Raw genomic sequence first — 14,083 nt, forward strand, 5'->3', positions numbered from 1 at the left:
ACTTCGACCTGGTTGTATTGGATGTAAACGGACGTATCGTTCAAACAAACAAAAACAGTATTTCACTGGGTACAAACACAGTAAATCTGAAGGAAGTGGAAAGAGGTACCTACTTCTTCAAACTTTCCGGTGAGAATGCTGAAAAAGTATTCCGTATCGTGATTCAGTAAGCTGTTTTTACAATACATTTACGAAGAGACCCCGACGTTTACCGTCGGGGTTCTTTTTTATAACTGCTCTTGCAATTAGTGCTTGCATTTGGTACTTTTGATAAAAACACAGACTATGTTAATGCCCTTTAATTTACATCAATGGATCGAGGAAAACCGGGATTTATTGAAACCGCCGGTGGGAAATAAAAACCTCTACAAAGAAGCGGGTGACTTCATTGTCATGATCGTTGGAGGCCCGAATGCCCGAAAGGATTATCATTACAACGAGAGCGAGGAGCTTTTCTACCAGGTTGAGGGTGATATTACCGTTGGAATTCAGCACGAAGGAAAGGCAAAAGACATTGTGATTAAGGAAGGTGAGCTATTCCTGCTTCCTGCCCGCATTCCACACAACCCACGCCGCGGACCAAACACCGTTGGACTGGTAATCGAACGCGTGCGCAAAAACACGGAGATGCAGGATGGATTGTTCTGGTTTTGTGAAAAATGCAACCACGAATTGAAACAATACCGTTTCAAACTGGATAATATCGAAAAAGATTTTCTGCCGCGCTTCAAAGAATTTTACACTTCCGAAGACATGAGAACCTGCACCGTATGCGGCCATGTGATGGAAGCTGACCCGAAATTCATCTAGCATTTTGCAAGCTGTTTTCGACTGCTGATTCTTTCAGTTAATTGTTACTTTTACCAAAAAACGAGTTATCCAGAAAAACCAGATTTATGCAACTTTTTATCGGAATTATTTTTCCAATACTTATCTCCCTAATCTCTGCCGGAGGCGTATTGCTGATGGCTTACCTGTTTCTGAAAAAAACAGGAGACCGTGAAATCAGAGCCGCTCAAATCGAATTAAAGAAAGAACGCCAGAAGCATTTTCTTCCGATGCGTGTGGAAGCTTACCAACGGGCTGCATTGTTGATGGAACGTATTCATCCGGGAAGTTTGGTGATGCGCCTGCACAACCCGGGACTTCCGGCACGAAAACTTCAAACCGATTTGTTGCAGGCCATTCGTGAGGAATACGATCACAATGTTTCCCAGCAGATGTTTATCTCGCCTCAGGCGTGGGACATGGTACGCAACTCGAAAGAGGAAACGATCAAGATTATCAACCTGGCAGGAAATCAAATGGATGCAACCGCACTTTCAACGGATTTGGCAGGAAAGATTTTCGAAATCGTTGCCGAAGTAGGCAAACTCCCGACGGAAATTACCGTGGAGTATTTAAGAAAAGAATTACAGGAATTATTTTGATATCGATCCCCCGGCTGAGTCGGGGGATTTTTGTTTTTGGAAATTGTGTTTGAGGGTGGACGTAATTCCGCAATATTACGTCCGGGTGAGGTCAAATGCTGTTACGTTAATTGCCTTTCCCGCAACCTCTCCATCAAAGCATTCCGAACGCAAATTCGCCAATTTGCAAAATGGCGAACCACCACCAAAATCAGGTCATACAGCGCATAAAATGCTCCAAAACCTATTTCAATACAATCCGAACTTCTCCTCCCACTTCAATCACATCACCCGAAACCAGCTTTGCCCGCTTGCGGATTTCCAATTCTCCGTTGCGGTAAACTTCCTCATCTTCAACAATCATTTTCGCGTGACCACCCGTTTGAGCAATCCCTGTCGCTTTCAACAATCCGATTAATTCAATGAACTCGCCATTGATCGTGAATTCAATCTCTTCCATAATGCAAATGTACGCTTTAAACCCGTCAAACAATCTTTGAACAGCCCAATAGCGCCACATCGATGATTTTCGTACCTTGATCGCAAATTATGATCCATGAAACTCTCCTGGAAAGTACTTCTGGTACACCTTTTACTCATTTTGCTTTTTCTCAGTATTCCGGTCATTTCTTCACCGGATTTCGACTATAGCCTGGACATTTTCAATGCTCCGCCCTTCCGGAGAGTATTCACAGGTTACCTGCTGGTCATTGGCTTTTTCTACGCAAATTATTACCTCATCCTGCCCAAATACTTCTTCGAAAAGCAATACATCTTGTATGCTTTCTGGATCTGCCTCAGCCTGGCACTGATTATCCTGCTGGATTTCCTGTTATTCCCGGATCGCAGGCCCGGACCGATGAATCCTGGAGGGTTTCACGGAGACGATTCCTTCCACCGTCCGCCTCCTTTTGATTTTTATCCGTATATCAACCTGATCGTTCCGTTTCTACTTGCCCTGCTTTTTTCTGTTTCCCTGGGACTGAATAAAAAAGCGAAGCAGATTGAGCTCGACAAATACCAGGCTGAACTCCAGAACCTCAAATATCAACTGCAACCACACTTCCTCTTCAATAGCTTGAACAACATCTACTCTATTTCCATCCTGGAACCGCAAAAAACGCCCAAATACATCCTGGAACTTTCCGAAATTCTGAGGTATTTATTGAAAACAGACGGCTCACTGCTGGTAAAACTGGACGATGACCTGCGTTTCTGCAAGCAATACATTGGCCTCCAGAAACTTCGCTTTGAAAACGATGCCGATTGGGAAATTGACATCCCGGAAGCCGATCCCGGAATCCAAATTTCGCCCTTTTTGATGATGCCGCTCATTGAAAACGTCTTCAAGTACGGAATTCACCCAGACAAAGATTCCCCGATCCGGATTCGCATTCTTTCGGAAGGAAATATCCTGAAACTTACAACCTTTAACAGAAAAAATAATCATGCAGGAGAAAACCTGCTTCTGGCTCAAAAACTGGGGCTGACTAAAACGACGGAAAGGCTGAATCTGCTGTTCCCGGGAAAACATCAGCTGAAGATCCGGGAAAACGAACAGGAGTTTCAGGTATATTTAGAAATTGAGCTTAAAAATGGCCAAACATTATAGGTTAATTGCTATTGACGACGAAACTCCTTCGATTAGGTTAATTGAACGGTTTTGTTCCGAAATTCCCCATTTACAATTCCTGGAAGGCTTCAGCAGCGCCCATAAAGCATTGGATTTCCTCTCCGAAAACCCGGTCGATATTTTGCTACTCGACATTGAAATGTCGGGGATGAACGGACTGGAATTTGCAAAAAAATGCCCGAAAAATGTCAAGATAATCTTCTCAACGGCTTTCGAGCAATTCGCCATAGAAGGTTTTAACCTCTCTGCGGTAGATTACATTCTCAAACCTTATTCCGCAGACCGGTTCAACCAGGCAGTGGAAAAAGCCATCCGCATCATCGAACTCGAATCCCTGCAGAAAATCATCCAGGAAGAAATTGTGGTGAAGGTGAACTATTCCAATAAAAAGATCAAGCTGGACAATATCCTGTACATCGAAAGCCTGGACGACAATATCACGATCAACCTGGCAAACCGGGATTCCATTACATTCCGAAATACACTGAAAGCATTCACGCAGGAACTTCCGGCAGCACGCTTCATGCGGATTCACCGTTCGTATGTGATCGCACTCGACAAAATCAACAGCTATCAGAAAAACAAAGTGGTGATCGGTGAAAAAGAACTTCCGGTGAGTATTCAGTACAAAGAAGCTTTTTTGAACGCACTAAACAATCAATAGCTTATGCCGGAGGTATTTTACCAGCTTTTCAGAAGTGATCTTCGCGGAGCAATCAACGGAGAGCAGAGAAACTCATACCTAACCTTCAATGAAGGAAATTACCTCCACGAATCACGCAACCCGGTCGGAATCCTGGCTCAGTTTTCGGAACATTACCTCAGCGGAACAAAGCGGCTGGAGGTATTCAGTGAAACAGACTTTCTGCTGATTCTACCGATTGAAGGAGAACTGTATGTTCGTACGGATTCGGCTTCCAGGAGCGTTTGTCCACTGGAACTCTTTATCGCAGCTCCGGGTGAACAGGTACACCTCACCAACGATTTTCCCAATGAAACAACCCGGTTTTATACCTTCCAGCTGAAAAATACCGGCCTGGAAAACGGATTACATTCCTACCAACTGGAAAAACGGAATGAACTGATGGCTTGTTGTGAATCTTCCGTTTGCAGTTTATCGATCGGAGTTTTTGATGGCCGACAAGACAGAACATTCAGCAGTCCGAACAGCAACACATTCGTGACCATTGTCAACGGAGCATTTGAGGTTCAAAACCGCTTAATGGAGACTAATGACAGCCTGCTTGCTGTTCACGATCCGAACCTGGAATTTGAGGCACTTTCCGAAAATGCCGTCATTTTATTCTTTTCCTTCTAAACGCCTCACAAAATCGGCTATTCACCGCAAAAATTAGTATCCCAAAAAAGACTTCTATACATTTGATTTCGTACCGTAAAATGAAACAACTGTTATGGATCGTAAAAAGTTTTTAATCAGTGGAGTAAGTCTGCTCGGAATGGCAGCAATTGCTCCGAATGTTTTGGGGAATAAACCTGGGCAGGATGACGACAATGAAAAGGCTAACTGCATCGTTTCGCCATCAGAAACAGCGGGACCTTTCCCGACAATCAATCCAGGCACATTGGTACAGACAAACATTGTCGGTGACAGAACCGGGGTTGCGTTCACGATTAATATTAAAATCCTGAACACCAACAACGACTGCGCCGCTTTGGAAGGTGCGATTGTAGATATCTGGCATTGCGACAAAGACGGAAATTACTCCGAATACGGCGGTACAACGATGCAGCAGACAGATTACACCAGCTATCACTTCCTGCGCGGCAGACAAACAACTAACGCAAACGGTGAAGTGAATTTTGTTTCTATTTTCCCGGGATGGTACACCAGCCGGGCAACGCATATTCACGTTCACATTTACAATTCGGCAGGAACTTCCCTTCTGGTAACACAGATTTCCTTCCCTGAAGGAAGCGGAAGCGCCGTAGAATTGGTAAACTCCGCTACAGCCTACGGATACACCAAAGGAATGAGCGGTTACACATACAATGCAAGCGACAATGTATTCAGTGACGACAGTACCAACTCTGAAATGTGCACCGTCACAGGTTCTGTTTCCGGCGGATACGTCCTTACCCATGAAATTCGTGTAAACGGACCTGTTTTGGGTGTCGCTGATTTGACAACTCCGGATTTTGATCTTTCAACGGTATATCCAAACCCAATTGAAGACCAGGGATATTTTGCAATAACGCTTCGTTCGGATTCGAAAGTCACTCTCCAGATTATGGATCTGAACGGGCGTTTCGTTTCCAAACCGGTATCGAGCTCACTGGGAAGTGGAAAACACACGCTTTCTTTCGACCGCGGAACGCTATCTGCAGGAATTTATATGTACAGGATAACGGTGGAGAATAACAACGGGACTTTTGAAAAGTCCGACAGAATGATTGTTAAGTAAGATGCACTATTGGTTTATGTTTCTATAGAGACGGTAGATTTCTTCGGCAGCTTGAAATGCGGATATATTTCCATTCTCCACTTCCGCTTCCTTGGCACCGATGAACTCTCTTATTTTATCCTGAAACCACAACCCTTGAAGCAATAAGTCTTTGAGGGTTTCGTGCATCCAGTTCAAATCCTGATGTTTTCGTTTCGCCTCAAAACTTCCGTTCAGCCGGGTGTGACGCTCAAAACGTTCGATCATTTCCCACACCGCATCAATCCCGGTTTCTTCCAGCGAACTACAGGTTTTGACTTCCGGAATCCATCCGTTGGAAGTAGGAGGAAACAAGTGAATTGCGTTCTTCAATTCCCGCGAAGCCAGTTTTGCCTTGTTCACATTGTCTCCGTCAGATTTGGTGACTGCCAAACCATCCGCCATTTCCATGATCCCGCGTTTGATTCCCTGCAATTCGTCGCCGGCACCTGCAAGCAATAACAGCAGGAAGAAATCCACCATCGAATGCACCATGATTTCAGATTGCCCTACCCCGACCGTTTCGATCAAAATCACATCAAATCCGGCGGCTTCACACAAAATAATTGTTTCACGCGTTTTGCGGGCAACGCCTCCCAGAGTACTTCCGGCAGCAGAAGGTCGAATAAACACCCGGTCATTCTGAGACAGCGTCTCCATCCGGGTTTTATCTCCCAGGATACTTCCGCCTGTGCGTTCGCTGCTCGGGTCGATTGCCAGAACCGCTACTTTTCCACGTGATTCCAGGATCGTTTTTCCGAATTTTTCAATAAACGAACTTTTCCCCACTCCGGGAACCCCCGTAATTCCAATACGGATGGCCTTTCCGGAAAAAGGCAGACAGCGGCGGATCAATTCCCGGGCCGTTTCCTGGTCTTCCTCCCGCGTGCTTTCCAGCAAGGTAATGGCACCACTCAATGCCGTGCGATCTCCTTTGCGGATTGCATCAAACAACACATCAGGGGTTCTGTTTTCCCTGACCTTCTTTCGCGAGGAAAGCCATTCTTCCAGCCGTTTTTCGTTCATGGTGTACTATACAATTTACCTTGAATACGCGTTAATCTAACGTTTTTGTTCCTATTAAAACCCGATTTGTTCAAAGTGTTGAAAAGGTTCAAAGAGTTTCAAGTGCTCCTTAAAATCTGAACTTTTGAACAACAAAAACTTCCATTCAATATGAAAATCATCGGCCCTGTCTTTAGGCCAGATTTCACTTCACTCCGAAAGGAAATACTAAAATATCTTTAATGCTGTTGAAAATCCAGGTTTTCCCGTCCTGCGATACCAAAATGATGCGGATGTCCGCTTTCTGGCGTGCCTCCGATTCTGCAATAACCTGTCTGCACGAACCACAAGGTGAAACACATTCATCCGGAGCAATCAAATCTCCATCTGCCAACACCACAATCGTTTTGACACTGGTCTGCGGATAAGTTGCATTGGCATAAAACAAAGCCACTCTTTCGGCACACAATCCACTCGGATAAGCAATATTTTCCTGGTTATTCCCCTTGATAATCGTTCCGTCTTCCAGCAAAACCGCCGCTCCGACCTTGAAATGACTATAGGGTGCATACGCGTCCTGTACCGCTTCACGTGCCTTTTCTACCAGAATATGTTCGGATTCAGGAAGTTCTTTCCAGTCACCCAGCCATTCGTAATTAATCGTCAATTGCTTTTTCATGCTGTGCTATAGACTAACAAATATAGTTAATCCGCACTTCAATTATGCATTCGGCAAAATTGTCTCACACGGATCTTTGATTTGCTAAAAACGGCTTCAGGATTAACCCTGACATCCCCCTTTCTGCTGATCGTCAATTAACTTTCATTGCGTTGCAGAAAGTTAATTCGGGTTAATACTTACACCCGTATTTTTTTGAACACCTGAAATTGTCTATCTTTGTGCCCTCAATTCTGCAAAAAAAATGCAACAGTTTAAAAAAGTCGCTTTTTACACCCTTGGATGCAAACTGAACTTCTCAGAAACATCCACTATTTCCAGACTTTTTGAAAACGCCGGATTTGCCAAGGTTGAATTCGAAGAAACACCCGACATCCTGGTGATTAACACGTGCTCTGTGACCGAAAATGCCGACAAAAAATGTAAGCAGCTCGTTCGCAAGGCAAAAAAAATCAACCCGGAAGTGTACGTTGCGATTATCGGGTGTTATGCACAGTTGAAACCAACAGAAATTGCACAAATTCCAGGGGTTTCCCTGGTTCTCGGAGCCAATGAGAAATTCAACATCGTGGAACACCTCGATGCGTTGGATCAGGAAAAACAACAGGAAAATGAAGCCACTGAAGCAGTCGTAAAGTTTGAAAACATCAAACAAACCAAAAGCTTCATTCCTTCGCACTCGATGGGAGACCGTACGCGGTCGTTCCTGAAAGTTCAGGACGGATGTGACTATTTCTGTACCTTCTGTACCATTCCATTGGCAAGAGGAAAAAGCAGAAATGCCGGAATCGCGGAAACCGTTCTGGAAGCACAAAAAATTGCCGAAACACCGATCAAAGAAGTCGTTCTAACCGGGGTAAACATCGGTGATTTCGGGCAGGGAGGCGATGAAAACTTCTTTGAACTGGTAAAAGCACTCGACAATGTGAACGGTATTGACCGTTACCGCATTTCGTCTATTGAACCGAACCTCTTAAGCGATGAGATCATTCAGTTCACCCTCGAAAATTCCAAGCGTTTCGTACCACATTTCCATATCCCGCTGCAATCCGGAAGCAACCGCCTGCTGAAAGCCATGCGCAGAAAATACTTACGTGAATTGTACGTAGAGCGTGTGGAGCATATCAAAAAATTGCGCCCGGACTGTGCTATCGGTGTAGACGTAATTGTCGGATTTCCGGGAGAAACCGATGAAGAATTCATGGAGACTGTTGATTTCCTGAAGGATTTGGACGTTTCATACTTGCATGTATTTACTTATTCCGAACGCGCAAACACCACTGCGGTGAAATTGGGTGATCCGGTTCCGAACCAGGTGCGGGCACAACGCAGCAAGCAACTGCATATTTTATCAGACAAAAAGAAACGTGCTTTTTACGAATCACAGGTGGGTTCAAAACGAACCGTGCTGTTTGAAGCCGAAGAGGACGAAGGAATCATGTATGGCTTCACTGAAAACTACGTGAAAGTGAAAACGCCTTACAATCCCGATTTGGTAAATCAAATGCAGCAGGTACAACTCACAGAAATTGATCGCGACGGAGTGCTGAAATGTGAATTCGTTTAAGGCATGACCAAAAACGTTCACATAACCTACTACCTCACGTTCCTTCTTGTTTTCAGCTACCTTGTCTTTCGCGGATTTTCGCTCGGTATCACACACGATGAAGCCCTGACTTACAAGATCATCCAGGGAGATAACATGCTCAAAAGCACGGCCAATCATCATTGGCTGAATACACATCTGAGTGCTTTTCTCACGCATCTTTTCGGAGCAAAAGAATGGGTGTTGCGCCTTCCGAACATGCTTTCCTTTCTTGTATTCTGGTTCTATTTGCATCAAATCGCTAAAACATTCCTATCCGCTTCATTCACACAAATTACCTTGCTGTTCTTACTCTGCGGCAATCCCTTTCTACTGGATTTTTTCTCTTTGTGCAGAGGTTATGGTATTTCCCTTGCCTGTATTACTGCTTCTCTGTTCTATCTTTTCAAAGTGTTTGAAACACGGCAGAAAAACAACTGCATCCACCACATTCTTGCAACTGTTTTCTCGATCCTGGCACTCAGTGCCAACCTGAATACACTGAACTATTTCCTGGTTGCTCAGGCATTGGTTTTACTAAACTTGCTTTTAACCCGACCGAAAAACCGGATTGCCTGGTTGGGAATCATTGCCGCTCTCTCCGCAGTCACGTTGCTATTTTCATTGAACCAATTGTTTTTTCTCAAAGAAAAAGGTGAATTGTATTATGGCTCCGGGCGACTAAGCCTCACGATTGACAATATCTTTTATTCGGGTGTGCACCTGCTGGAAACTAAATTCAAGGACATTGCTTTCCTGCGTTATTTGCTTTATGCATCCTTACTTGCCGCCATCATTGCTGCTTTCAGAAAAAGGCAGTTATTCAATGCCGGCACCATTTCACTGATTGTTCTTACGTCCATTGTCCTGGCATTATTCCTGGAACACGCACTTTTCGATGCACTCTACCCGATTGGGCGTTCAACGCTTTATCTCTACCCGTTAATCCTGCTCGTTTTGTTGCTCCAGGCGGATCGAATCCGGATAAAAATAGCGCACACTGCAGTTCTAACCATTTCCTGGTTGTTTCTTCTGAATAACTTGTTTGATTTCTACGAATTCAGTGATAAAAGTATCACCTGGAAGGGCGACCAGCACGTCAAAACGGGAATGCTCCGAATCAAAGCTGAGATCAGGAATCAGGTGGCTCATACACTGAGCTGCTCATGGGTCTACGAACCAATCGTGAATTATTACCGGAAAGAATACCAAATTCCCGTAAACGAAGTGTTTCGCGACGGCATCAATGAAACATCAGAATATAAACTGATTGATTTGGGAGACATCGAGGGATTGAAAAAGGCAAAAGGAGACCGGATTCTTTTGGATCACTTTCGGGAATGTAACCTGAGAGTGTCTCAGAAACTTTCTAACGAAGCAAATTAACGTGTCCCACGATTTGATGTCTTTCCGCTGAAGTCATTTCACCGTACTCGATTTTCCACGTATATACGCCATCCGGAGAAGGCATTCCGGCATAGGTTCCATCCCACATCTGGGATAAGGCATCCCCTGAATAAATCAATTCTCCCCAACGGTTGAAAATATCCAGGTGAAAATCTTTGATATTTACTCCCAAAGCGAAGAACGTTTCATTCGTCCCGTTGTGATTCGGCGTGAAGGTATTCGGAACGAAGATAATCGCATCGTAGAAAATGTGCACCTGATCGGTAGCAGTACAACCATTGGCATCATAAGCCGTCACGGTAAATGTCATCGGTTTATCCGGCTGTGTTACCGGGTTTTGACACACGTTACAAGACAAGTATTCCGCAGGAGTCCACACATACGAAACAGCTGTATTGGAAATAGCATTCAGCTGGATGGTTTCTCCAATAATGGCATACACATCCGGGCTTGTCTGCACAAACGGCGACGGAAACAAATCAACCCATACGGAAGCCGTATCGACGCAACCATACTGATCGGTTGCAGTGACGGTGTATTTTGTCGGAACAAGTGGTTTCACCAATACCTCCGATCGGTCCGGACGGAGAATTCCATACGGAGCCGGAGACCAAACATAAGAAACGCCACCAGAAGCATGAATCGGAGCCGTTTGTCCCGGACAAATAATCGTGTCGTTTCCAGCCTGGATATTCGGAACGTTATTCATCACGAAAATACTGTCGCGAACCGTTCCGCAGGCGTTGGTGAAATCGCAGTAATAGTATTGATTATTCGGTGTGCTGATTGTTACCAGCTGACCGCTTGTAGGCGTGATATCTACCGGCGGCGACCATTGATACGATGTTGCTCCCGAAACACTGACTTGTCCCGAACCGCCGCTGCAATAGGTCAGCGTGTCCGGCATCACGGGTTGCGGCATCGTGGTATCGACATGAATGTGCACGGTTCCCGACAGCTGACATCCATCGGAAGTAGTTCCGTTTACCGAATAAGTGATGGACTGCAAAGGCGTAGAAACCGGTGTCAAACTCGAAGGATCATCCAAATAAGTCGGCGGACTCCAGGTAACTTGTGAAACTCCATTGGCAAACAGGTTCAGCGAAGTTCCGACGCAAATTGCCGTATCGTTTGAAAGTTCCAGTGTTCCGGCCATGGTAATGACCTGAACGGAAACCGTATCTACTCCACAGCTGTCTGAAATGATACAGGTAAAAGTGGTGTTTTGAGTCACTGTTGCCACCGGGTTTGCGATATTCGCATTGTTGAGGAATTGTGCCGGTTCCCAGTGATAAACCGATCCTCCGTATGCTTCGAGCTGTGCCGGAACATTGGAACAGGTATGCACAACCGGATTTACTACACCGCCGTTAAAATCTCCGATATTCACAATAAACTGGATGGAATCGGGCGCATAGCACTGTGTCGTATCTTTCACGATCAGGGTAACGGTATATTGTCCCGGGCTGGTGTAAGCGTGCGACGGGTTGACCAATGTGGAAGTAGCCCCGTCACCGAAATGCCATTCGAAGTTGTTTCCGTTTGCACTGTTGTTATTGAAGACGATCGGGTCTGGAATACAAACCAGCGGATCGGGTGCCGCAACTGCCGCATCAATGGTACTCAGTTCGAATTTGAATGCCGCCAAGTTACAGTTCACGCTTAGGTTTTCCGGCCCGATTACTCCCGGTGTGGTCGTAAATCCGAAATTGTTTCCTCCGCAGGCACCACAAACAGCATGATAGATATTTCCATTCTTATCAAAACGGCTCGTTCCGCCATCCACGTGATTATATGATGAAGTAGAACCTCCGATATACGTAGCGTATTTCAGCGTGGCCGCATTTTGAGACAGCACTGCTACCCAGAAATTACTTCCGTTGGTAGTAGGCTGGAATGCGTCGGATGTGACCGGGAAATTATTGGAAGAACTCGTTATTGCCTGACTGTTCTGAGAGTTTACCGATCCACCCCAGCCCGAAACATAAATGTCTTTACAGTTCGAAACCAGGAATGCAGTGGGTGAAATTTCAATGTTTCCGGAACCAGCACCGACGGTCGTCACCCACTGCTGGGTAGTCAGTGCCGGGTTAAATTTCATGATAAACTGTCCGGCGCTTGCATTTCCGTAGCATCCGGAAGTAATCGTCCAGTCGCCGGCCGTCTGCCCGAGCACATATACATCATTATCGTTGTCGACCTGCACAAAATAGCTTTGGTCATAATCTGCCGTTCCGATGTAAGTTCCATTCAACAAAGTTCCGGTTGTAGCATCGAAACGAACCAAAAAGCCGTCTCTTCCCGAATTGTAGCTCTGATCCCAACCGGCGGTTCCCAGGTTCAGGTTACTGGAATTCGTTCCTCCGGCAACATACAGGCTTCCATTCCCTGAAAGCTGGATTCCGTTCCCGGTTTCGTCCGAAGTGCCTCCATAATAGGTTGACCACACAATAGCCGACAGGTTTTTGGTCATTTTTACGACCACTGCATCCTGTGTTCCACTCAACGAAGTCTGGCTTCCCAAAACAATCGGGAAATCTGCCGACTGCGTGACACTGGAGAAATAAACAAAGTTTTGATCCACGATGATTTCTCCCCGGAAATTGTCTCCGTAGTTGTATTGCAAGGTTCCGAAACTGATTCCGTCGTTTCCGGAACCTCCCACAAATGTTGCAGCCAAAAGACTGGTTCCCGTAGGATTCAGCTCAACAACATAAATATCCGAGCCGGTAAATTTCAGGTTATCGGGACTTACGGTAGGGCCTCCGCCAAATGTATTGTCGAAACAAGTTGCCAGTGCAGGGAAATTTGCCGAAGAAGTCACTCCGAGCAGGTACATGTTCCCTTGGGCATCCGAAACGATGGAGTGCGGGGTCTCATTCCCGGAACCTCCGAGGTATGTTGAGAAAATAAATGCTGTTCCGGTACTGTTGAATTTGGAAAGTGACACGTCAAATCCATTGTGCAACGGACTTGTTACAGGTGCGCCATCGCTTGCCGTTCCACCGTTAAATGCCGTACTGACCGCCCCGGTTGTGGTTGGGTAGCTTCCTCCAAAAACAATTCCTCCGGCATATAAATTCCCGGAAGGATCGGGAGCCGCTGTGAATCCCCAGTTATCTGAAAGTGACCCCGTGAAAGTCGAGAAAGTCAATGAAGGGTCGATGACAACGGTATCTGAAGCGGTAAAATTTCCGCTCAATTCGAATGAAAACAAACCGTCCTCTACCTGATATTGTACCGTAAGCGGAATTCTTCTGCCGTTGCGCATTTTCCAGGCAACCGGTTTTCCTTCCGTGAAAAATCCCAATCCGTGATTTACACGCAATTCGCCGGATCGAAGCAGTTCCGTTTTGGTTGCTCCATCGTATTTCCACTTCACGGCATCCGGGTTTCCTCCCGGCAAAACAATCCAGGAATATTTTGCCTGGTTGCTCGATGTAGTCACAACCAAATCAATATTCGGGTATTTATTTTCATACCGGACTTCATTCACATCGTGTACTTCCGGTTTCCATTTACGCTGATCCGAGCCTAAAAAATAATTCCGGTAATACGGTTGCTGTTTGGATTCTTTGACACCCGGAGAAGGCTGCGCATCCACAAAGACGGATTTGACGCAATAACCGGAAACAGCTTCAGCCGGCTGTTCGTGTGCTTCCCCATCGTGGTTATGACCGTCAAAACGATAGAAAAAATAGGTGAAGCCGGTTTGCTCCAGGTACATGTTACCACTTTGAAGTCCAATCATGTAATCGATCCGGGAATCCCATTGCCCCCTGTTCGGACGCAGGGTCACTGCAGATTCCTGCGCCGAAACAGCACACGAAATCAATAGCAGGAATACCAACATCAAACGAGACATAAATCTAAATTACAAAAAAGACATCTATCTAAAAAACAAGCCGCTAAAACAGGAAGAAT

At 45.5% G+C, this 14,083-nt stretch carries 12 protein-coding genes; 8 read left to right on the plus strand and 4 right to left on the minus strand.

Going from position 1 to position 14,083, the window contains the following annotated elements; translation table 11 throughout:
• Positions 1-285 precede the first annotated feature (285 nt).
• Both ABDV94_RS09935 and ABDV94_RS09940 read left to right on the plus strand, forming a co-directional pair.
• Positions 286-810 (plus strand): 3-hydroxyanthranilate 3,4-dioxygenase, encoded by a 525-nt coding sequence (locus ABDV94_RS09935; RefSeq protein ID WP_343606996.1) that lies wholly within the window; start codon positions 286-288, stop codon positions 808-810.
• Between the two features lie 86 nt (positions 811-896).
• Positions 897-1,430 carry a hypothetical protein gene (locus tag ABDV94_RS09940; protein ID WP_343606998.1) on the plus strand — a complete coding sequence of 178 codons (534 nt, stop codon included), beginning with the start codon at positions 897-899 and terminating at the stop codon, positions 1,428-1,430.
• Between the two features lie 223 nt (positions 1,431-1,653).
• Here the strand turns inward: ABDV94_RS09940 and ABDV94_RS09945 are convergent, their stop codons facing one another.
• On the minus strand, positions 1,654-1,869 hold the full coding sequence (locus tag ABDV94_RS09945) for an RNA-binding S4 domain-containing protein (protein ID WP_343606999.1): 216 nt from the start codon (positions 1,867-1,869) through the stop codon (positions 1,654-1,656).
• A gap of 96 nt (positions 1,870-1,965) precedes the next feature.
• Here ABDV94_RS09945 and ABDV94_RS09950 point away from each other — a divergent pair, with 96 nt between their 5' ends.
• The 4 genes from ABDV94_RS09950 to ABDV94_RS09965 all read left to right on the plus strand — a co-directional run bounded on the left by ABDV94_RS09950 (position 1,966) and on the right by ABDV94_RS09965 (position 5,465).
• Positions 1,966-3,021 (plus strand): histidine kinase, encoded by a 1,056-nt coding sequence (locus ABDV94_RS09950; RefSeq protein WP_343607001.1) that lies wholly within the window; start codon positions 1,966-1,968, stop codon positions 3,019-3,021.
• Positions 3,005-3,706 carry a LytTR family DNA-binding domain-containing protein gene (locus tag ABDV94_RS09955; protein WP_343607003.1) on the plus strand — a complete coding sequence of 234 codons (702 nt, stop codon included), beginning with the start codon at positions 3,005-3,007 and terminating at the stop codon, positions 3,704-3,706. The genes ABDV94_RS09950 and ABDV94_RS09955 overlap by 17 nt, the downstream gene beginning before the upstream one ends.
• Positions 3,707-3,709: 3 nt before the next feature.
• The gene (locus tag ABDV94_RS09960) at positions 3,710-4,360 is read left to right on the plus strand and encodes a hypothetical protein (RefSeq protein WP_343607005.1); all 651 of its coding nucleotides are present in this window, start codon (positions 3,710-3,712) and stop codon (positions 4,358-4,360) included.
• A gap of 94 nt (positions 4,361-4,454) precedes the next feature.
• Positions 4,455-5,465, plus strand: a complete 1,011-nt coding sequence (locus ABDV94_RS09965; protein ID WP_343607008.1) for a T9SS type A sorting domain-containing protein — start codon at positions 4,455-4,457, stop codon at positions 5,463-5,465.
• Between the two features lie 6 nt (positions 5,466-5,471).
• Here the strand turns inward: ABDV94_RS09965 and meaB are convergent, their stop codons facing one another.
• Both meaB and cdd read right to left on the minus strand, forming a co-directional pair.
• The gene (meaB, locus tag ABDV94_RS09970) at positions 5,472-6,509 is read right to left on the minus strand and encodes a methylmalonyl Co-A mutase-associated GTPase MeaB (protein WP_343607010.1); all 1,038 of its coding nucleotides are present in this window, start codon (positions 6,507-6,509) and stop codon (positions 5,472-5,474) included.
• A 184-nt stretch (positions 6,510-6,693) separates the two neighbouring features.
• Positions 6,694-7,167: a cytidine deaminase gene (cdd, locus tag ABDV94_RS09975; protein ID WP_343607012.1), complete on the minus strand. Its 474-nt coding sequence runs from the start codon at positions 7,165-7,167 to the stop codon at positions 6,694-6,696.
• Positions 7,168-7,411: 244 nt separating this feature from the next.
• Between cdd and mtaB the strand changes: the two genes are divergently transcribed.
• Both mtaB and ABDV94_RS09985 read left to right on the plus strand, forming a co-directional pair.
• Complete coding sequence (gene mtaB / locus ABDV94_RS09980; protein ID WP_343607014.1) at positions 7,412-8,734, plus strand: tRNA (N(6)-L-threonylcarbamoyladenosine(37)-C(2))-methylthiotransferase MtaB; 1,323 nt, start codon at positions 7,412-7,414, stop codon at positions 8,732-8,734.
• 3 nt (positions 8,735-8,737) lie between these two features.
• Positions 8,738-10,138: a hypothetical protein gene (locus ABDV94_RS09985; protein ID WP_343607016.1), complete on the plus strand. Its 1,401-nt coding sequence runs from the start codon at positions 8,738-8,740 to the stop codon at positions 10,136-10,138.
• Here the strand turns inward: ABDV94_RS09985 and ABDV94_RS09990 are convergent.
• Positions 10,122-14,024 carry a PKD domain-containing protein gene (locus ABDV94_RS09990; RefSeq protein ID WP_343607018.1) on the minus strand — a complete coding sequence of 1,301 codons (3,903 nt, stop codon included), beginning with the start codon at positions 14,022-14,024 and terminating at the stop codon, positions 10,122-10,124. The genes ABDV94_RS09985 and ABDV94_RS09990 overlap by 17 nt on opposite strands.
• Positions 14,025-14,083: the final 59 nt, after the last annotated feature.

The sequence above is a fragment of the Fluviicola sp. genome, from assembly GCF_039596355.1.
Classification (GTDB): Bacteria; Bacteroidota; Bacteroidia; order Flavobacteriales_D; family Crocinitomicaceae; genus Fluviicola.

Bases quoted from the DNA above. Each gene is read 5' to 3' on its own strand.
- ABDV94_RS09945 (WP_343606999.1), bottom strand. From the start codon at position 1,869: ATGGAAGAGATTGAATTCACGATCAATGGCGAGTTCATTGAATTAATC.
- meaB (WP_343607010.1), bottom strand. From the start codon at position 6,509: ATGAACGAAAAACGGCTGGAAGAATGGCTTTCCTCGCGAAAGAAGGTC.
- ABDV94_RS09960 (WP_343607005.1), top strand. From the start codon at position 3,710: ATGCCGGAGGTATTTTACCAGCTTTTCAGAAGTGATCTTCGCGGAGCA.
- ABDV94_RS09985 (WP_343607016.1), top strand. From the start codon at position 8,738: ATGACCAAAAACGTTCACATAACCTACTACCTCACGTTCCTTCTTGTT.
- cdd (WP_343607012.1), bottom strand. From the start codon at position 7,167: ATGAAAAAGCAATTGACGATTAATTACGAATGGCTGGGTGACTGGAAA.
- ABDV94_RS09940 (WP_343606998.1), top strand. From the start codon at position 897: ATGCAACTTTTTATCGGAATTATTTTTCCAATACTTATCTCCCTAATC.
- ABDV94_RS09950 (WP_343607001.1), top strand. From the start codon at position 1,966: ATGAAACTCTCCTGGAAAGTACTTCTGGTACACCTTTTACTCATTTTG.
- mtaB (WP_343607014.1), top strand. From the start codon at position 7,412: ATGCAACAGTTTAAAAAAGTCGCTTTTTACACCCTTGGATGCAAACTG.
- ABDV94_RS09955 (WP_343607003.1), top strand. From the start codon at position 3,005: ATGGCCAAACATTATAGGTTAATTGCTATTGACGACGAAACTCCTTCG.
- ABDV94_RS09990 (WP_343607018.1), bottom strand. From the start codon at position 14,024: ATGTCTCGTTTGATGTTGGTATTCCTGCTATTGATTTCGTGTGCTGTT.
- ABDV94_RS09965 (WP_343607008.1), top strand. From the start codon at position 4,455: ATGGATCGTAAAAAGTTTTTAATCAGTGGAGTAAGTCTGCTCGGAATG.
- ABDV94_RS09935 (WP_343606996.1), top strand. From the start codon at position 286: ATGTTAATGCCCTTTAATTTACATCAATGGATCGAGGAAAACCGGGAT.